Genomic DNA, 19,238 nt, shown 5'->3' with positions numbered 1-19,238 from the left:
TCATCCGACGCCACAGGTCGATATTAATGCAGTTTCAGACGCGGGCGAATCACCCGGTTGATACTGCCGACCAGCATCATCAGGCCGGTTTTGAAGTAGCCGTGCAAAGCAATCTGGTGCATGCGGTACAGTGAGATGTACACAAAGCGCGCAATTCGTCCTTCCACCATCATCGAACCACGGGTCAGGTTGCCCATCAGGCTACCCACGGTAGAGAAGTTAGAGAGCGAGACCAGAGAGCCGTGATCTTTGTACTGATACGCTTTCAGCGGCTTACCGTTCATCTGTGCCAGAATATTGTTCATCGCGCAGGTCGCCATCTGGTGTGCTGCCTGAGCGCGCGGAGGCACAAAACCGCCTTCCGGGCGAGCGCAGGAAGCGCAGTCGCCAATCGCGTACACGTCAGGATCGCGCGTGCTCTGCAGAGTTGGCTCAACCACCAGTTGGTTAATACGGTTCGTTTCCAGACCGCCAATGTCTTTCATAAAGTCTGGCGCTTTGATACCCGCCGCCCACACCATCAGATCGGCTTTAATGTATTCGCCATCTTTGGTGTGCAGTCCGCCTTCATCAGCGCTGGTTACCATCGTCTGGGTCAGTACGCGTACGCCCAGTTTGGTTAACTCATTATGCGCAGCACCGGAAATACGCGGCGGCAACGCAGGCAGAATACGCTCACCGGCTTCGACCAGCGTAACGTTCAGCGCGTCATTGGTCAGCCCTTTGTAACCATAGCTGTGCAGTTGTTTTACCGCATTGTGCAGCTCAGCGGAGAGTTCAACACCCGTCGCACCGCCGCCCACAATGGCGATATTCACTTTTCCGTTAGCGCCCAGATTCGCGGAATACTTCAGGAACAGATTCAGCATCTCCTGGTGGAAACGACGCGCCTGATGCGGGTTATCGAGGAAAATGCAGTTTTCTTTCACGCCAGGGGTGTTGAAATCGTTGGACGTACTGCCCAACGCCATCACCAGCGTGTCATACGGCACTTTACGCTCAGGAACCAGTAGCTCACCCTTCTCATCGCGCAGCTCAGCGAGAGTAATGGTCTTCGCTTCACGATCGATATCCACCACCGAGCCTAACTGGAACTGGAAGCCATGGTTACGGGCATGAGCCAAATAACTCAGCGCATCCACACCTTCGTCCAGTGAACCCGTCGCCACTTCATGCAGTAACGGTTTCCACAAGTGACTGTGGTTTCTGTCTACCAGTGTGATTTTGGCCTTTTTCTTACGCCCGAGTTTTTTACCCAGCTGCGTCGCCATTTCCAGTCCGCCAGCACCGCCGCCGACAATCACGATCCTTTTCAATGGTGTAGTCAACGTGACCCCCTCAAATTTATTAACCAATTGTTAATTAAAAGTTATTAACATAGCCTTTAATTAACAACAAGTTACGATAATGAAAATGTCCTTCGAGAGTGAGAATAACACGAACGGTGCATTGGTCATACCAAAATTGATGTGCATCAAGTTTTGATGCTGAAAAGATAGACAACCCGAAGGTTAAAGACAAAAAAACCAGCCCGAAAGCTGGTTTTTTAGACACTCATCAGGCTTAACCTAACGTCTTGAACGCCTTAATGCGCTGCAAATGCGGAGAGATATTTTTAAACTTATGCGTCTGCTCTTCGTCCCAGACTATCTCGTAAAAATGATGCAGCTCTTCCGACGAACGCTGACTGTTAAGCGCTTCATCATGACGTGACAGGATCACCAGGCAGCGATCGCGATTCTTCTCACGGAAATTGGTCACGCATTTTGTTGCGATGTCTGCATACTCCTCAGGTCTGTCGATTTTGCCTTCCATGTTCTCATACGGGAACAGGTTGGGATTAAACACTACCTGACGAATATCACACAGGAAACCAATCCGTTCAGCCCAATATCCCCCGAGCCCCACACCACAAATCAGCGGACGGTCATCCACATTCAGCTGCAGCATTTTGTCCACTTCTTTCAGCAGATGCTGCATATCATGTTTAGGATGCCGCGTACTGTAGCTAATCAGCCTGACATCCGGGTCGATGAATTGCAGCTGCAACACCTTCTCATGGTTGCCCGGGCTGTTAGAGTCAAAACCGTGTAAATAGATAATCATCGCATCCTCGCCAAACTTGCGTTAATGACCTGCTTTCTCTTCCTGCCAGCGTTCATGAAGTTGGTTAAGCTGAGTGCTTACCGTCTTCCAGCGTGCCGAGTCCATCAGTTCCTGACGTGAAAATGAACCTTTATGATACAAACGTGTAACACGTTCTGCATTGATCGGCGACAGATTATCTAACACACTGACCGCTCCCTTACGATTATTGCAGACCAGGATCATATCGCAACCTGCATCCAGCGATGCCTGTCCACGCTCCGCATAGCTTCCCATAATCGCCGCCCCTTCCATCGACAAATCGTCGGAGAAAATGACACCATCGAAGCCAAGCTCCCGGCGTAGCACCGTTTTCAACCAGTGAGGTGAGCCACTCGCCGGACGCGGATCGACATCACTGTAGATGACATGCGCAGGCATAATGGCATCCAGTTTGTTTTCCGTAATCAACGTCTGGAACACGGACATATCTTTCGCACGAATCTCGGCTTCTGGGCGTGGATCGGTTGGGGTTTCTTTGTGTGAATCCGCCGTCACCGCCCCATGTCCTGGGAAATGTTTACCGGTCGTTTTCATGCCAGCAGCATGCATCCCGTCAATGAAGCGGGTCGCCATCGCCAGCGCTTTTAGCGGATCGGCATGGTAAGAACGCTCGCCGATTGCCGCGCTGATATGGCCCACATCCAGCACGGGTGCAAAGCTGATATCAATGTCCATCGCGATCATTTCGCTTGCCATCAACCACCCTGCGTCCTGAGCCAGTTTGCCGCCTTCTTCCAGACCGTGCAACGCAGCAAAGGATTGAGCTGCAGGCAGGCGGGTAAAGCCCTCACGAAAACGCTGTACGCGTCCGCCTTCCTGATCTACCGCCACCACCAGATGGTTACGTGACGCAGCCCGGATCTGACGCACTAATTCACGCAGCTGTTCCGGGTCATGATAATTTCGGGTAAAGAGGATCAACCCACCTACCAGCGGATGTGCCAGAATCTCACGCTCTTCAGCGTCCAGCTCATACCCTTCGACATCCAACATTACTGGGCCCACACTGCTCTCCTTATCCTTTAATTGTTAGCTGCCGCCAGGTTTCATCGGCCAGCCTGATAAATTGTCGATCGCCGGTTTGCCGCCAGCGATACTCAAACCACCCCGCCTTCAGCATCATTATCCAGGGTTGCCATTGTCTGACCTGTCGCCACAAAACGTCTGGCTCAATGTGCGCTCGTTGGGCGTAGGTGCTAACCAACTGTTGGTGCTGGGATTCATCGCTAACCCATACTGCCGCCAGCTCCAGGGCAATATCACCGTCTCCGGCGTATTCCCAGTCAATCAGCCGCAGCCCTGATGCCGTACGTACGATGTTGTCACCGTGAACATCCATATGCAGCGGCCCCAGGCGCAAAGGTCGAGGCTCACCTCGTTTCCTTAGCCGCTTCAGCGCGCGCAGCCAGCATGGTGTACGACGCGCCGGATCGCCACACTGCCAGTACTGTTCAAGTAGCGGAAGCAGGCTGATTCGCCAGCCCAACCGGGGTTGCTGGTGCAGATGATACAGTAAGCCTGCGAGTTCGTCGGCGTCCGGTAATCTGGATTCTACCTTACCGTGAAAAAACTCGACTGCCATCCACCCACGCGTATAAAAATGAGGACGTGGCGCAAGGCTTTCTGGCAGGTGTTTTAACGCATGATATTGGCGTAAGAAATGAGATTCCGGCGCGTCAGGATCGTGATGGCAGCGCAGTACCAGCCGGTGGGAACGGTGTTCAATGATGCAGCTCCCGCCGCTCAGGCCGGTTTGGCTGGTTGCGACGGGATGATACTGCGGGAAATAGCGCGACAACACTTCGCCGCGCGTGAGTCTGCTATTGTTGCTGAACGGCACCTTTACCTGACCAGATTATCTCGCCAGTTTGTACCAGCATTAATTGCATTTGCAGCGCAGGCGAATTGACGTTGCCGGATGCGCTGGAATAAAGCACATACTGCGCGCCAACGTTACGGGCGATACCAATCGCTTTACTGCGCGTTCCCAGACTGTCATTCGGAGACAGACCTAACTGCTGTTTGGCGACAGCCAGCTGTTGGGCAGAAATCAGCGTAAACTTACCATTATTCGCCAGCGCGTTACGTAAGGTTTCGGTGGCTTCACCCGCGTTCAACGAGCCATTGGTGCGGTTATTCACGCTATCAACCAGCAGAACGCCGCCCGCTTTGACGCCGTCGGCCTGCAGCATTTTGCCGACCATCGGCTGCATAGCCCCGTTCCAGTCATAGTGACGTTGACGTGGCGTCGGCTGCGCCGTTTGGTCCTCATGCTCAATTGGGCCCGGCTGCTGCGGTATGCTTGGCACCGTTGGCACAACCGGAACCGGCTGTTGCGGCTGCGCAGGCTGTTCCGGTACCGGCTTCACTTCCTCTACCGGCGCGGGCTCACGTTGCGCCACACAGCCAGAGAGAAACATCGCCAGCGCGGCAATCAGTGCGTAGCGATTCATTTTGTTCATCAAGATTCACCCCTTACAAATAAAGATAAAGTCTAACCTTGTGCGCCCCCAGAAAATTGGCGCTGCCGTACAGCGTCACCGACGAATGAGCCGGAATAGTCACACTGCGTGGCGCTTCCAGAGGGTGCATTTCCAGCCCTCTGGCGTCATACCAGTAAAACCGATAATGAACGGTAACGGGTTCTTGTCTTTCGTTATAGAGTCGCGAGGATGCCGAAGCCTGAATATCAGACGTTGTTAACGTGGGCTGCTCTGCTGTAATACCCGCCGCCAGAATTGTTGATTCCATCACCAGCGACTGTTCATCACTTACTGGGATTTCAGGGTGTGAACGACAACCCGCCAGCAACAACAAGCCCAGTGAAAGCGCAATGCATCCTCTGGTCATGCTTACAGACCTTTATGCGCAAGCATTGGGCCAAGCGCACGTCCACCCAGCAGGTGCATATGAATGTGATACACCTCCTGCCCCCCGTGGCGGTTGGTGTTCATGATTAAGCGGTACCCATCTGCAGCAATGCCTTCCTGCTCAGCAATTTTCGCCGCAACGGTGATCATGCGGCCCAATGCCTGTTCATGTTCCGCCGTCACATCGTTGACAGTTGGGATCAGAATGTTAGGAATGATCAGGATATGCGTTGGTGCCTGAGGGGAAATATCACGAAACGCAGTGACCAGTTCATCCTGGTATACGATATCCGACGGAATCTCACGACGAATAATTTTGCTGAATATAGTTTCTTCTGCCACGACGTTTTCCTTTTTCATTAACAGCCCAAGCGTTTTGCCATGCTACGCCGGGTAACTCTGCGAGTATAGAGTATGAGCGAGTTCCTCACGCTCTTTCAACTTTAACCCTCGATTTTTTAAGCGAAAACCTCAGTCAGTGCTGCTCTTATAACCATTTTCCTGCGCTATTGCTCAAGCATAGTACTGAAACAATATTTCATTTATGTCGTAGCATCTGTTTACACATTAATTGCTAATGCGTATATTTCGCATTTGTATTTACATACGCATTTAATAGTTTACAACCAAAGGGTTCATAACAACTACCGGTGATTCGAACTTAATATTAATAATTATCAAGGACTTTTCGATGTCTTTCACAACACTCAACGGGAATGTTCAACGCCAACCGGGGCTTGCCCCTTCTTTGCTGGCAGCATGCATCACGCTAGCCATTTTACCTTCCACCAGCCTCGCAGCCCCTGCAGAAGAGACAGTGATCGTGGAAGGTTCTGCTCCTTCGGCATCCAGTGAGGAGCAAGATTACAGCGTTAAATCAACGACCGCTGGCACAAAAATGCAAATGACACAGCGCGATATTCCGCAATCGGTCAGCATTGTCAGCCAGCAACGCATGGAAGATCAGCAATTGCAAACGCTGGGTGATGTGATGGACAACACGTTGGGGATAAGCAAAAGCCAGGCGGATTCAGATCGCAGCAGCTATTACTCGCGCGGATTTCAGATTGATAACTATATGGTCGATGGGATCCCGACCTATTTTGAATCCCGCTGGAATCTCGGTGACGCCCTTTCTGACACCGCCCTTTTTGAGCGTGTCGAAGTGGTCCGTGGCGCAAACGGGCTAATGACCGGGACGGGTAACCCTTCAGCCTCCATTAACATGATCCGTAAGCATGCCACCAGCCGCGAGTTCACCGGTAATGTTTCAGCGGAATATGGCAGTTGGAACAAACAACGCTATGTGACCGATCTGCAAAGCCCGCTTACGGCAGACGGCAACGTGCGCGGTCGCATCGTGGCGGGTTACCAGAATAACGACTCCTGGCTTGATCGCTACAATAGCGAAAAAATGTTCTTCTCCGGGATTGTCGATGCCGATTTGGGTGACACCACCAGCCTGTCTGCGGGCTATGAATATCAGCGCATTGATATCAACAGCCCAACCTGGGGTGGATTGCCGCGCTGGAATACCGATGGCAGTAAAAACAGCTACGACCGTTCGCGCAGCACTGCGCCGGACTGGGCTTACAACGATAAAGACTTCAACAAAGTGTTTGTCACCATCAAACAGCGTTTTGCCGATACCTGGCAGGCGACCATGAACGCCACCCACTCCGAGGTCAAGTTCGACAGTAAAATGATGTACGTCGATGCCTATGTTAATAAGGCCGACGGCACGCTGATTGGCCCATATGGCAACTATGGTCCGGGATATGACTACGTCGGAGGAACTGGCTGGAACAGCGGCAAACGTAAAGTGGATGCTGTCGATCTATTTGCCGACGGCGGTTACGATCTGTTTGGTCGTCAGCATAATCTGATGCTGGGCGGCAGCTACAGTAAACAGAATAACCGTTATGAAAGCTCGTGGGCGAACGTTTTCCCCAACGAAATCGGCAGCTTCTATACCTATGATGGTAACTTCCCTGAAACCAACTGGAACCCGCAGTCATTGGCTCAGGACGATACCACGCACATGAAATCGCTGTACGCCGCAACGCGTATTTCGCTGGCCGACCCACTGCATTTGATTGTTGGCGCACGTTACACCAACTGGCGTATCGACACCCTGACCTACAGCATGGAGCAAAACCACACCACGCCGTATGCGGGTCTGGTCTATGACATTGACGATAACTGGTCTACCTACGCCAGCTATACCTCAATCTTCCAGCCGCAGAACAAGCACGACAGTTCCGGTAAATATCTCTCTCCGATCACCGGCAACAACTATGAGCTTGGTCTGAAGTCCGACTGGATGAACAGCCGTTTAACCACCACGCTCGCGGTGTTCCGCATCGAACAGGATAACGTAGCGCAATCAACCGGCGTGCCAATCGCCGGTAGCAATGGCGACACGGCCTTTAAAGCGATGGATGGTACGGTCAGTAAAGGGGTCGAATTCGAGATTAACGGTGCGATCACCGATAACTGGCAGATGACGTTTGGTGCGACACGCTATGTTGCAGAAGACAACGAAGGCAATGCAGTAAACCCAAACCTGCCGCGGACCACGGTCAAACTGTTTACCCGTTATCGCCTGACAGCCATGCCGGAACTGACCGTTGGCGGTGGAGTTAACTGGCAGAATCGTGTTTACAGCGATACGGTCACGCCTTATGGCACATTCCGCGCGGAACAGGGAAGCTACGCCCTGGTAGATTTGTTTACCCGCTACCAGGTAACAAAAAACTTCTCAGTGCAGGGTAACCTTAATAACCTATTCGATAAAACCTACGACACGAATATCGACGGTTCTATCGTTTATGGTGAGCCGCGCAACGTCAGCGTTACCGCCAGCTACCAGTTCTGACACCGGGTATTGCGTAGAATCGCTAACTCGCTGACTTAGGTTGCAAATTCTCATCAAACTCCAGCCGCTTTCTGTCGGGTTCTACCGCAGTCAGCGGCTCCACTTCTGCAAGCGTCTGCTGACAGCGCCCCACCAGCACCTGATACTCGCGAGTGCCCTGCTTTTTCCACTCAAGCTCCTGCTCGGTTAAGGTACGAATCGCCTTTGCCGGGCTGCCGATAATCAAATGATTGGCAGGCATTTCGGCACGCGCCTTCACGAACGCGCATGCGCCAACAATACTGTTTTCACCAATGGTCGCGCCGTCGATAATCACCGCGCTCATGCCAACCAGCGCATTACGGCCAATCACGCAGCCGTGCAGGATCGCCCCGTGGCCGATATGCCCGTCTTCTTCCACGACGGTGTCCTGACCGGGAAAACCGTGCATCACGCAGTTATCCTGAATGTTGGCCCCATCTTTCACCACGATACGGCCAAAATCGCCGCGCAGGCTGGCGTTCGGCCCGACGTAAACCCCTTTACCGAGGATCACATCGCCAATCAGCACGGCGGTGGGGTGAACGTAGCTTTCCGTCGGAACAACCGGGGTCATCCCGTCTATCTGGTAAATCGGCATGGCTTCTCCTGTTACGCTTCGGGCAATCCCCCAAAACGCTGATAATAGAGCGGCCCCGGCGCAGGGAGTTCGCCTACCGAGCTTTCGCCTTTTTCACTGACGAAAACCTGGGCGCCGGGCGCAACACGTTGATAAATATTAATGCACAGCTGACGCGCCGTCTGACCCAGCCAGTGAGCAGGCAACAATTCTTCCGGCAGCAGCGGATCTTTGAGCACAACCCGACGATAGAAGTGAATGAGCAACAGGCGGATCTGGAAGCAGCGCTCTGGCGTAAGTTCGTCCGGCCCGGCGTCACGCAGTAGCGGTAACAACGGACGGAACAGCGTGATAAACGCCTCGTACATGGCATTTTGTTCGGTTAAGTGCCAGCACCCTTCTACCCGCTCACGCAGCGCAGCGCGGGAGAGTGCCAACGGCGAATGCGCCTCAAAAACGATGACGTTTTCCGCCACCCCAGCTTCATGGAGCAGCGACTGTACGTCCGCCAGCTTTTGCGATGGCGACGCCAGCAGACTCGGCGCCAGTACGCCAAAACCTTGCCATAACAGCTGCTTTTTAACTTCGGCCAGGGTATTTTTCTCCAGCCCCTCCGACAGCAGCAGCAGCCAGGTACCGTCCCACTCAGGGGCGTTGGCACGGTAGATTTTGCTCTCGGCGCGGCGCGTCAAGCGTAGCCCTTTATCACTCAGGCGGTAGAAACTGCGACGGCCGATACGTACTACGTCCAGCCATTCTTCTTTATTAAGGCGAAACAGCGCGGTACGTACAAAACGTTCACCGAAGCCAAGCCCTTCCAGCAGCGCGGCAACGCTACCGAGCCAGACTTCTCCACCGCGTTGCGATAAACAGTCCCCGTAAAGCGAGGCGATAAGCGAGGTGCCGCTGACCGGCATTGCGGTTACCGCCTGCTGAATAAAACTACCGAGTTTTTCCATATGATTCATACTGTTGTCTTTTTTGTCCTTTTTGAATCATAGCACAGGAAAATTTCCGCGGTATGGCAGGAATTTGTAGGCCGGATAAGGCAACGCCGCCATCCGGCAACTTGTGCGCTCTCGCCTGATGGCGCTGCGCTTATCAGGCCTACGAGGCTTAGCCGTTGGCGGCAACTTTGCGCAGGTCGAACACCCGACACGCCTTTCCTTCTGAGCGCGGGATGCTGCCGCAGTTAACAATGCTTACGTCCGTTGAAATACCGACCATCGACTTAATACGATGACGCAAATGATGGCAAATCTGGCAGCGCTGCTCATGGCTTAGCACCAGGCTACTCTCTTTAAGCTCCACGCGTACCGAAAGCGAATCAAGATGTCCTCGGCGATCCACTTCCAACTGGTAATGCGGAGCCAGATGTTCAATCTTGAGGATCTCTTCTTCCACCTGCGATGGGAAGACGTTGACGCCGCGAATAATCAGCATATCGTCGCTGCGCCCGCTAATGCGATCCATACGACGCATCGTGCGCGCGGTACCCGGCAGCAGGCGCGTCAGGTCGCGGGTACGATAACGAATGACCGGTAGCGCTTCTTTCGTCAGCGTGGTGAACAGCAGTTCGCCGTGCTCGCCGTCGGCCAGTGGCGTACCGTCATCCGGATTGACCACTTCCGGGAAGAAATGATCCTCCCATATTGTCGGACCATCACCCGTTTCGATGCACTCCATCGCCACGCCCGGCCCCATCACTTCCGAGAGGCCATAAATATCCAGCGCCGTAATACCCAGGCGACGTTCGATCTCCGCGCGCATCCCCGTTGTCCACGGCTCTGCGCCAAAGACACCGGTACGCAGCGAACAACCCCGCGCGTCACCGCCCATCTGGCGCTCCAGCTCTTCAATCAGGTTCAGACAGTAGGATGGCGTGACCATAATCATGTCAGGTTTGAAATCGCGAATCAGCTGCGCCTGTTTCTCGGTTTGACCGCCGGACATCGGGATAACCGTTGCCCCCAGGCGTTCCGCGCCGTAGTGCGCGCCCAGTCCGCCGGTGAAAAGGCCATAGCCATAAGCGACGTGGATTTTATCTTTCGCGGTACCGCCTGCGGCACGCAGCGAGCGGGCGACGATGTTAGCCCAGGTATCGATATCATTTTGCGTATAGCCCACCACCGTCGGTTTACCCGTGGTGCCGGATGATGCATGGATACGCACCACCTGCTCCATCGGTACCGCGAAGGTGTCGAAGGGATAGTTGTCACGCAGGTCCTGCTTGGTGGTGCAGGGAAACTTGCTCAGATCGCTCAGCTCACGGAAATCATCCGGGTGAACCCCCGCCGCGTCGAACTTACGGCGGTACATCGGGACATTTTCATAGGCGTGTTTTAACGTCCATTTCAGGCGCTCGGTTTGCAAAGCCTGTAATTCGTCACGCGATGCGGTTTCAATCGGATCTAATTTTGTTGTTGTCGTTGTCATTTTGTAGGGCACTCGCAGGTCAATTAGCTCACACTCGCTCAAGGATCATGGCAATGCCCTGACCCACGCCAATACACATCGTACACAGCGCATAACGTCCATTGCGTCGTTCCAGCTCCAGCGTTGCGGCCAGCGCTAACCGCACACCGCTCATCCCCAGCGGGTGACCTAAAGCGATAGCCCCCCCATTGGGATTCACGTGTTCTGCGTCATCTGCCAGTCCAAGCTGTCTCATCACCCCCAACGCCTGGGCGGCAAAGGCTTCATTCAGCTCAATCACATCCATATCGTTGATATTCAGCCCGGCGCGCTCCAGCACTTTTCGTACCGCAGGAACTGGCCCAAGCCCCATAAACTTCGGCTCCACGCCCGCCGTCGCCATCGCGACAATGCGTGCACGCGGCGTTAGTCCCTGGGCCTTTATGTGTTGCTCGCTGGCTACGATCATTGCTGCCGCGCCGTCGTTCACCCCAGAGGCATTGCCTGCGGTAACCACGCCGTTCTTACGAAACGGTGTTTTCAGTTGTGCGAGTTGCTCCAGCGTGGTTTCTGCACGCGGATGTTCATCTTCACGTACTGCGCTAACTGCCCCTTTCTTGCCAATGATTTGTACCGGCACAATTTCCTGCGCCAGAATGCCGTCACGCTGGGCTTTCGCCGTGCGCTGCTGGCTGCGATACGCAAAGGCGTCCTGGTCCTCTCGGCTTATATTTAACAATTCAGCTACATTCTCCGCCGTTTCCGGCATGCTGTCAGTTCCGAATTGTTGCTGCATGAGCGGGTTCACAAAACGCCAGCCAATGGTGGTATCAAACATCTCGGCCTGACGCTGAAACGGCGCGGTGGCTTTGCCCATTACAAACGGCGCGCGTGACATTGACTCAACACCACCAGCGATCAGCAGGTCGGCATCACCGGCTTTGATCGTGCGAGCAGCGAAGCCGATTGCATCAAGCCCTGAGCCGCACAGACGGTTGATGGTCGTGCCGGCAACGCTGTGCGGATAACCCGCCAGCAGGGTCGCCATATGCGCCACGTTGCGGTTATCCTCGCCCGCCTGGTTGGCGCAACCGAAGATCACATCGTCAATAGCGCTAGGATCCAGGCGTGGGTTGCGGTTGAGTAATTCACGCAACGGGATGGCCGCCAGATCGTCGGCACGCACGCCTGCCAGCGCCCCGCCGTAGCGACCAATCGGGGTACGAATACCGTCACAAATAAATGCGTCACGCATTAGACTTCTCCTGTAATCGTGCCACCGATGCGGTGGGATTTGCCGCGAAACAGAGCCACGGTTTTGTGTTGCTGATTGACAATTTCAATGTCGTAAACGCCAGTGAGTTTGCCTTGCTGCTTGACCCGCGCGGTGGCGGTCAGTTTGTCACCTGCAAAGGCCGGACGCAGAAAGTCGATACTGGCCGCTGAGGCTACTGCCGCCAGTCCCTGACTGTTGCAGGCGTAAGCAAAGGCAGTATCCGCCAGTGAAAACAGTTGCCCGCCGTGACAGGTCTGATGGCCATTCAGTTGCGACGGCGACACGGTCATAGTCATCTGCGAATAACCGTCGTCCATCTCAATAATTTCAATCCCCAGCGCCTGCGCGCAGGTGTCTTTCACATACATGGCGCGGGCGTTGCGCCAGGCTTCGTTACTCATGACGCATCTCCATCAGCGCTTTCTGGCGCAGCAGCGCACTCGGGCGATAGCGTTCTTCGCCGTAGTGCTGTTGTAGATTTTCCAGCAGACGAAGCACACGTCCCCAGCCGAGCGATTCGCCCCAGGCCAGCGGCCCGTGCGGGTAGTTGACCCCCAAGCGCATGGCGGCATCGATATCCTCGGCGCTGGCGACTCCTTTTTGTAGCGTATCCAGCGCTTCGTTCGCCAGCATCGCTACCGTGCGCCATACCAGCAGCCCTGGGTAGTCGGCAATACGCAGCACTTTTTTGCCCTGCTGCTGGAAGTAGTACACCGCTTTGTCGGTGGCTAAAGCCGGGTTGGTTGGTGCGCTTGCCAGCACGACGGTGTCGCCCGCAGCATGGTCATACACCACCACCGGGCGCTGGTGCTGCACGCTTAAGGCCAGCGCGGTTTCACCGGTAGTTTCAAGGAGCAGCACATCATCCAGTTCAGTGACAACGTCACTCTTGATATTTTTTGCTGCATTTTCAGGCGCTACCGCTGCAACAGCCAGTTCAGGCGATACTTCAGCAGGCCAGCGATAGACGCCGTGGCCGCTCTTCTTTCCCAGACGCCCCGCCAGAGCGAGCTCCTGTTGCAGCAAAGACGGTAGAAAACGGCGGTCCTGCCAGAAGGCGTTAAACACCGAACAGGTCACGGCAAAGTTGACGTCCTGACCAATCAAGTCGGTCAGCGCCAGCGGTCCCATCGGGAAGCCGCCGCCATCACGCAGCGCCGCATCAATCACTTCCGCTGGCGCAACCTGTTCTTCCAGCGCGCGCCAGGCTTCAGCGTAGTACGGACGCGCCACGCGGTTGACGATAAAACCCGGCGTTGAGCGGCAGCGCACCGGCTGCTTGCTCCAGGCGATTACGCACTGGCAAAGCAGCTCGACTACCTCAGTTGAGGTGGCAAGGCCGCTCACCACTTCCACCAGTTTCATCACCGGTGCAGGGTTAAAGAAATGCAGCCCCGCCACACGTTCCGGATGCTTCACTCCCGCCGCAATTGCGGTAATTGAGATCGACGAGGTATTACTGGTCAGCAGCGTTGACGGCAAACAGATCTCCGCCAACTGACTGAACAGCGCTTTTTTAATTTCCAGCTGCTCGGAAGCGGCTTCAATCACCAGTTGTGCATCGGCAAGCTGATTCAGTTCAGTCGCGGGGGCGATCCGTGCCAGTAATTCACTGGCCTGTTCCGCGCTGATTTTTCCACGACCAACACGAACGTCGAGTCGCTGGCGAATACCCTCAATGGCGCGAGTAATCGCCTCAGTGGAAATGTCATACAGCAGGACCGAATGTCCGGCGCTGGCAGCCACTTCGGCAATGCCTGCACCCATTGTTCCGCCACCGATCACGGCAACGCGATGAAGAGTTTGCGTCATGGCTTATTTCCCGCTGAACTGTGGTGGGCGTTTGCCGAGAAAGGCGCTGACCCCTTCGCGATAGTCGTCGCTGCGACCGGCCATGCGCTGGTAGTCGCGCTCAAGCTCAAGCTGCTGATCCAGCGTGTTGGTTTCGGAAAGCTGCAAGGCTTTCTTAATCAGCCCCAGGCCATAGGTCGGCTGCGTCGCGAAATGGCGCGCCATGGTCAACGCGGTATCTTTCAACTCGGCATCGTCGACCACTTGCCAGATCATGCCCCACTGCGCGGCCTGTTCGGCGCTGAGGTTATCGCCAAGCATCAGCAAACCCACAGCACGAGCGCGACCGGCTACGCGCGGCAGCACCCAGCTTCCGCCGCAGTCCGGCACCAGACCGAGCTTGCTGAAGGCCATGACAAACTTCGCCGAGCGCGCGGCGAGGACGATGTCGCAGCCCAAGGCCAGTGTGGCACCGGCACCAGCGGCAACGCCGTTGACGGCGCAGATAACCGGCTTCGGCAGCGCGGCTAAGCGGCGCACCAGCGGGTTGTAGAAGCGTTCCACCGACATGCCCAGATCCGGCGCGGGGCCGCTCGGGTCAACGTTACGGTCGTTCAGATCCTGTCCGGCGCAAAATCCGCGTCCGGCGCCGGTGATCAGCAGGCAACGAATGGTGTCGTCGCGCTCGGCCTGTTTCAGGCAGTCGGCAAGCTGCTGGTGCATCACGTCGTTAAAGCTGTTGAGTCGGTCCGGGCGGTTCAGGGTGATAGTCATCACGCCCTGCTCCACTTCGCTGAGAATAAATGCGTCCACGATTAGCGTCCTTTAAATTCCGGTGTGCGTTTTTCTAAAAAGGCTCTGACGCCTTCACAACGATCTTCGGTGCCGCTCAGCAGCGTAAACAGCTGACGTTCCTGCACCAGACCGGCCTGGAGACCCACTTCTTGCGAAGCGCGTAGAGACTGTTTTGCCGCCCGCAGCGCCAGCGGTGAGTGACGGGCGATGGTCGCCGCCAGCTTGAGCGCGTATTCATCGGAGAGGTTCGCCGGGTGAATGTCACTCACCAGCCCGGCCTGTTGCGCTCGTTCTGCATCAATGCTTTCACCGCTCAGCACCATTCGGCTGGCCAGCGCTTTGCCAACACAACGGATAAGCCGCTGCGTACCGCCCGCACCCGGCATGGTGCCGAGAGTAATCTCCGGCAGACCAAAACGCGCGTTATCCCCGGCAATCACCAGGTCGCACAGCAGCGCCAGCTCGCAGCCCGCGCCCAGCGCGTAACCGTTAACCACCGCGATCAGCGGCTTGTTGAAGGCATCAATACGTGCCCACAGGCGTGGGCGAATATCGTCGAAAGTGGCGGGCAGATCTTTTTCCGCCATTTCATTAAGATCGGCCCCGGCGGCGAAATAGCGCGGGTTGCCGCCAATCACGCAAACGCTGATGCTGGCGTCCGCCGCCGCGCTTTCCAGCGCGTCAGCAATCTGCGTTAGCAGCGCATTGTTCAGGGCGTTACGCGCCTGCGGACGGTTCAGGGTCAGTTGCAGTACACGGTCGTGACGGGAAATCAGCAGTTCGCTCATGCCATCCCCCGCGCATCGAAGTCGACCACTACGTCACCGCTGGTTGGCAGCGCCTGGCAGCTCAGCACATAGCCCGCCGCCAGTTCATCGGCTTCAAGGCTGTAGTTGGCGGCCATCGCCACCTCGCCGCTGACCACCTTGCATTTGCAGGTGGCGCACACGCCGCCTTTACAGGCGAACGGCAGGTCAGCGCCCTGGCGCAGCGCAGCGTCGAGAATGCTGTCATCTTCCGCATTCAGTGAAATCAGGCGATCGCGCCCATCCTGACGAAGGGTGACCGTGCGGCCTTCCGCCTGCACGCCGGTGGCGCGTTTCACGCTGGTCCCCGGCGTATTGAAACGCTCAAGGTGAATAGATTTTTCCGCTATGCCCAGTTCGCGCAGTGCCACTTCAGCTTCATCCATCATTGCCGATGGGCCACAGATAAAGGCGTCGTCAAAGCGGCTGAAATCGAGCAGGTTTTTGCCCAGCGCACGCAGTTTGTCGCCGTCAATACGACCCTGTAGCAGATCGCTGTCCATCGCCTCCTGACTGAACAAGTGCACCACCTGTAAACGCTGCGGATAGCGGTCTTTCAGATCGGCCAGCGCCTGACGGAACATCATGCTGTGGCTGCTGCGGTTGCCGTAGATCAGCGTGAACTGGCTGGCCGGTTCGATCGTCAGCGTCGCTTCAATAATCGCCATCATCGGCGTAATGCCGGACCCGGCGGCAATCGCCAGATATTGGGCTTCGCGCTCGGCCTGCGGCTGGTAGCCGAAGTGCCCTTGCGGCACCATCACCTCCAGCGCCATACCCTGCTGGATATCCTGCTGGGCATAGCGGGAGAAACGCCCACCGTCGATAGCTTTAACCGCGACGCTAATTTCCGACGGCGAGCGGCTGCGACAAATGGAGTAACAACGACGCAGCTCTTCTCCACCGAGGTGAGCTTTCAGCGTCAAATGCTGGCCCGGTCGGAAGGCGTAATCATTACGCAGCTCGTCGGGAATGGTGAAAGTGATGGTCACCGCATCGTGCGTTTCCGCTTCGACGTTGACCACGGTAAGCGAATGAAATGTTGTCATCGCAACCTCAAATACATTTAAAGTAATCAAAGGGTTCACGGCAGCTGTCGCAGCGATACAACGCTTTACAGGCCGTGGATCCGAATTCGCTAATCAGCGAGGTATGGGTGCTGGCGCAGCGCGGGCACTGTACGTCAGTTGGCATTTCGGCATGGCAGGCGTGGGCCTGCGGCGGGCTGATACCATACTGGCGCAGGCGTTCGCGGGCGTCCGGGCTCATCCAGTCAGTGGTCCACGGTGGGTCAAGCTGCAGGACGATATGTACTGGCGTATAGCCGTGCTCCGCCATCACCGCCCGAATGTCCCCCAGCAGATGCTCGGTGGCCGGGCAACCCGAGTAGGTTGGCGTAAAGCCAATCACCCAGCCGTCGCCGTGACGCTCAACGCGGCGCACCATGCCGAGGTCGGTAATGGTCAACACCGGGACTTCCGGGTCTGGAATGGCGCTTAGCAATCCCCAGACGGTACGCACCTCCGGGGGTGCGATTGCGGCGAGACGTTGCATAGCCACCTCCTGTTACCACTGCTGGCCGGGATACGACCGCGGTAAATACTGCATCTCTGCCAGCATCGGGCCGAGATGTTCGCTGTGCAGCCCCTGCTTGCCGCCGCGACGGAACGCCGCTTCTTCAGGGATTTGCAGACCCGCATCGAGCAGCGCGGTGTGCACCGTGGTCTGCCATTCAGCTTCTAATTCGCGCGGGTCAACGGCGATGCCCTGCTCGCTCAGGCTGATGTCCAGCTCGTCGGCCATAAACAGTTCACCGGTGAAGCGCCACAGGTTGTTGACCGCCTGCTGCATCAGTTGCGCGGAGTAGTCAGTACCATTCCCCAGCCGCTCCAGCCAGCCGCGGCTGAAGCGCAGGTGATAACGAACTTCTTTCAGTCCTTTGGCAGCGATAGCGGCAATCTGCTTATCGCGGCTGTTAACCAAACGAGTGAATAGCGCCACATGCCAGACGTCGATAAAGAACTGGCGAGCGATCGTGTCGGCAAAGTTGCCGTTAGGCTGTTCCACCAGCAACAGATTGCGGAACTGACGCTCGTCACGACCAAAAGCCAGTGTGTCTTCGTCGCCGCTACCCGCCAGTTCGGCGGCGTAGCTGAGGAAGTTGCGCGCCTGCCCCAGCAGGTCGAGGCCGATGTTAGCCAGCGCCAGATCAATCTCCAGCTCCGGCGCATGACCGCACCAGGCACCCAGACGCTGAGCCAGCACCAGGCCGTTATCGCCCAGACGCAGGGCATAGGTTGCAACGGGATTCAGGTTATTCATCGTTGCCTCACATATGTTCCATGCCGTCCGGCACGGTGTAGAACGTGGGATGGCGATAGACTTTGCTCTCCGCCGGGTCAAAAAACTCACCGCGTTCTTCCGGCTGTGACGCAACAATTTCGCTGGCTTTCACCACCCAGATGGAGCAGCCTTCGCTGCGGCGTGTATAGGCATCGCGGGCATTTTCCAGCGCCATCTGGTCATCGGCGGCATGCAGACTGCCAACGTGACGGTGCGATAACCCTTGTTTGCTGCGGACAAAAACTTCGTATAACGGCCAGTATGTTTTGCTCATGACTCTCTCCTTACGCCGCGTCGCGGGCCTGTTGCTTTTCGGCGTGCGCCAGTGCGGCCTCGCGCACCCATGCCCCTTCTTCCCAGGCCTTACGCTTTGCGCCCAGACGTTCGTGGTTGCAGACACCACGACCGTTGATGACCTCATTAAATTCCTGCCAGTCGATCTCACCGAATCGATATTTCCCCGTCGCTTCATCAAGCTGTAGGTCGGCGTCCGGCACGGTCATACCGAGAATTTCTACCTGCGGGACCGTGTTATCAACAAAGCGCTGACGCAGTTCGTCGTTGGAGTGCAGTTTGATTTTCCACGCCATACTGCGGGCACTGTTCGGTGAGTTGTCGTCGTTCGGGCCAAACATCATCAACGCAGGCCACCAGAAACGGTTGATGGCGTCCTGCAGCATCTGACGCTGTTCCTCGCTACCAGTAGCCAGCGCCATACACGCTTCGAAGCCCTGACGCTGATGGAAGCTCTCTTCTTTGCAGATTTTGACCATCGCCCTGGCATACGGGCCGTAGGAGGTACGACACAGCGCCACCTGGTTAACAATCGCCGCGCCATCGACCAGCCAGCCGATCACACCGATATCCGCCCAGCTGAGGGTTGGGTAGTTGAAGATGGAGGAGTATTTCATCTGGCCGTCGAGCATCTTCTGGTACAGATCTTCACGCGCGCAGCCCAGTGTTTCCGCCGCGCTGTAGAGGTACAGGCCGTGTCCGGCCTCGTCCTGTACTTTTGCGAGCAGAATGGCCTTACGCCGCAGCGTGGGTGCGCGGGTTATCCAGTTGCCTTCCGGTAACATGCCGACAATTTCCGAGTGCGCATGCTGGCCAATCTGGCGGATCAGCGTCTTACGGTATGCGTCCGGCATCCAGTCCTGCGGCTCGATGGCCGTTTCCTGCGCGATGCGCTGGTCAAAGCGTTGTTCTTCTGTCACGTCATCACCTTATGATTCCGATAATTTCAACAAATCAATATTTGTGAATCATTTTGTTTTATAAAAGTTACATCTTGGTTAAATAAAACCACAAATTTTGTTTG

General features: G+C 55.9%; 21 protein-coding genes. 1 reads left to right on the top strand and 20 read right to left on the bottom strand.

Translation table 11 applies throughout. The features are described from left to right. Nucleotides 1-23: 23 nt before the first annotated feature. The 7 genes from ndh to hinT all read right to left on the bottom strand — a co-directional run bounded on the left by ndh (nucleotide 24) and on the right by hinT (nucleotide 5,360). The gene (gene ndh, locus OGX86_RS05205) at nucleotides 24-1,328 is read right to left on the bottom strand and encodes an NADH-quinone dehydrogenase (protein WP_003832263.1); all 1,305 of its coding nucleotides are present in this window, start codon (nucleotides 1,326-1,328) and stop codon (nucleotides 24-26) included. 235 nt (nucleotides 1,329-1,563) lie between these two features. Next, on the bottom strand, nucleotides 1,564-2,106 hold the full coding sequence (gene ycfP / locus OGX86_RS05200; protein ID WP_003030817.1) for an alpha/beta hydrolase YcfP: 543 nt from the start codon (nucleotides 2,104-2,106) through the stop codon (nucleotides 1,564-1,566). A gap of 21 nt (nucleotides 2,107-2,127) precedes the next feature. Further along, nucleotides 2,128-3,153, bottom strand: a complete 1,026-nt coding sequence (gene nagZ / locus OGX86_RS05195) for a beta-N-acetylhexosaminidase (RefSeq protein WP_286639484.1) — start codon at nucleotides 3,151-3,153, stop codon at nucleotides 2,128-2,130. A 10-nt stretch (nucleotides 3,154-3,163) separates the two neighbouring features. Then, nucleotides 3,164-3,988: a thiamine kinase gene (thiK, locus tag OGX86_RS05190; protein ID WP_048226900.1), complete on the bottom strand. Its 825-nt coding sequence runs from the start codon at nucleotides 3,986-3,988 to the stop codon at nucleotides 3,164-3,166. After that, a complete protein-coding gene (gene lpoB / locus OGX86_RS05185) occupies nucleotides 3,969-4,610 on the bottom strand; it encodes a penicillin-binding protein activator LpoB (RefSeq protein WP_008784426.1) in 642 nt (213 codons plus the stop codon). The genes thiK and lpoB overlap by 20 nt, the downstream gene beginning before the upstream one ends. A 13-nt stretch (nucleotides 4,611-4,623) precedes the next feature. Next, nucleotides 4,624-4,998 (bottom strand): YcfL family putative periplasmic lipoprotein, encoded by a 375-nt coding sequence (locus OGX86_RS05180; protein WP_048214425.1) that lies wholly within the window; start codon nucleotides 4,996-4,998, stop codon nucleotides 4,624-4,626. A 2-nt stretch (nucleotides 4,999-5,000) separates the two neighbouring features. Further along, nucleotides 5,001-5,360, bottom strand: coding sequence for a purine nucleoside phosphoramidase (gene hinT, locus OGX86_RS05175; RefSeq protein ID WP_003030826.1), 360 nt, complete (start codon nucleotides 5,358-5,360; stop codon nucleotides 5,001-5,003). 349 nt (nucleotides 5,361-5,709) lie between these two features. Between hinT and fhuE the strand changes: the two genes are divergently transcribed. Continuing rightward, nucleotides 5,710-7,896 (top strand): ferric-rhodotorulic acid/ferric-coprogen receptor FhuE, encoded by a 2,187-nt coding sequence (gene fhuE, locus OGX86_RS05170; RefSeq protein WP_286639482.1) that lies wholly within the window; start codon nucleotides 5,710-5,712, stop codon nucleotides 7,894-7,896. Nucleotides 7,897-7,918: 22 nt separating this feature from the next. Here the strand turns inward: fhuE and paaY are convergent, their stop codons facing one another. From paaY to paaA, 13 genes are all read right to left on the bottom strand, one after another. Continuing rightward, nucleotides 7,919-8,515: a phenylacetic acid degradation protein PaaY gene (gene paaY / locus OGX86_RS05165; RefSeq protein WP_286639480.1), complete on the bottom strand. Its 597-nt coding sequence runs from the start codon at nucleotides 8,513-8,515 to the stop codon at nucleotides 7,919-7,921. A gap of 11 nt (nucleotides 8,516-8,526) precedes the next feature. Continuing rightward, nucleotides 8,527-9,453 (bottom strand): phenylacetic acid degradation operon negative regulatory protein PaaX, encoded by a 927-nt coding sequence (paaX, locus tag OGX86_RS05160; RefSeq protein ID WP_286640170.1) that lies wholly within the window; start codon nucleotides 9,451-9,453, stop codon nucleotides 8,527-8,529. A 157-nt stretch (nucleotides 9,454-9,610) separates the two neighbouring features. After that, nucleotides 9,611-10,930, bottom strand: a complete 1,320-nt coding sequence (gene paaK / locus OGX86_RS05155) for a phenylacetate--CoA ligase PaaK (protein ID WP_003832244.1) — start codon at nucleotides 10,928-10,930, stop codon at nucleotides 9,611-9,613. A gap of 28 nt (nucleotides 10,931-10,958) precedes the next feature. Then, on the bottom strand, nucleotides 10,959-12,164 hold the full coding sequence (pcaF, locus tag OGX86_RS05150; RefSeq protein ID WP_048214430.1) for a 3-oxoadipyl-CoA thiolase: 1,206 nt from the start codon (nucleotides 12,162-12,164) through the stop codon (nucleotides 10,959-10,961). After that, complete coding sequence (paaI, locus tag OGX86_RS05145; RefSeq protein ID WP_003832239.1) at nucleotides 12,164-12,586, bottom strand: hydroxyphenylacetyl-CoA thioesterase PaaI; 423 nt, start codon at nucleotides 12,584-12,586, stop codon at nucleotides 12,164-12,166. The genes pcaF and paaI overlap by 1 nt, the downstream gene beginning before the upstream one ends. Beyond that, nucleotides 12,579-13,997, bottom strand: coding sequence for a 3-hydroxyacyl-CoA dehydrogenase (locus OGX86_RS05140; protein ID WP_286639478.1), 1,419 nt, complete (start codon nucleotides 13,995-13,997; stop codon nucleotides 12,579-12,581). The genes paaI and OGX86_RS05140 overlap by 8 nt, the downstream gene beginning before the upstream one ends. 3 nt (nucleotides 13,998-14,000) lie before the next feature. Then, a complete protein-coding gene (gene paaG, locus OGX86_RS05135) occupies nucleotides 14,001-14,789 on the bottom strand; it encodes a 2-(1,2-epoxy-1,2-dihydrophenyl)acetyl-CoA isomerase PaaG (protein WP_071444749.1) in 789 nt (262 codons plus the stop codon). 2 nt (nucleotides 14,790-14,791) lie between these two features. Next, nucleotides 14,792-15,559, bottom strand: a complete 768-nt coding sequence (gene paaF / locus OGX86_RS05130) for a 2,3-dehydroadipyl-CoA hydratase PaaF (protein ID WP_286639476.1) — start codon at nucleotides 15,557-15,559, stop codon at nucleotides 14,792-14,794. Then, complete coding sequence (gene paaE / locus OGX86_RS05125) at nucleotides 15,556-16,626, bottom strand: 1,2-phenylacetyl-CoA epoxidase subunit PaaE (protein WP_128317058.1); 1,071 nt, start codon at nucleotides 16,624-16,626, stop codon at nucleotides 15,556-15,558. The genes paaF and paaE overlap by 4 nt, the downstream gene beginning before the upstream one ends. Nucleotides 16,627-16,633: 7 nt before the next feature. Next, complete coding sequence (paaD, locus tag OGX86_RS05120) at nucleotides 16,634-17,131, bottom strand: 1,2-phenylacetyl-CoA epoxidase subunit PaaD (protein ID WP_048226912.1); 498 nt, start codon at nucleotides 17,129-17,131, stop codon at nucleotides 16,634-16,636. Between the two features lie 12 nt (nucleotides 17,132-17,143). Next, complete coding sequence (gene paaC, locus OGX86_RS05115; protein WP_071692449.1) at nucleotides 17,144-17,899, bottom strand: 1,2-phenylacetyl-CoA epoxidase subunit PaaC; 756 nt, start codon at nucleotides 17,897-17,899, stop codon at nucleotides 17,144-17,146. A gap of 7 nt (nucleotides 17,900-17,906) precedes the next feature. After that, nucleotides 17,907-18,194, bottom strand: a complete 288-nt coding sequence (paaB, locus tag OGX86_RS05110) for a 1,2-phenylacetyl-CoA epoxidase subunit PaaB (RefSeq protein ID WP_032943000.1) — start codon at nucleotides 18,192-18,194, stop codon at nucleotides 17,907-17,909. Nucleotides 18,195-18,204: 10 nt separating this feature from the next. Beyond that, nucleotides 18,205-19,134: a 1,2-phenylacetyl-CoA epoxidase subunit PaaA gene (paaA, locus tag OGX86_RS05105; RefSeq protein ID WP_032942998.1), complete on the bottom strand. Its 930-nt coding sequence runs from the start codon at nucleotides 19,132-19,134 to the stop codon at nucleotides 18,205-18,207. Nucleotides 19,135-19,238 lie beyond the last annotated feature (104 nt).

Source organism: Citrobacter sp. Cpo040, from assembly GCF_030332915.1.
GTDB classification, from domain to species: Bacteria; Pseudomonadota; Gammaproteobacteria; order Enterobacterales; family Enterobacteriaceae; genus Citrobacter; species Citrobacter portucalensis.
This window is presented reverse-complemented; position numbering and strand designations above follow the sequence as displayed.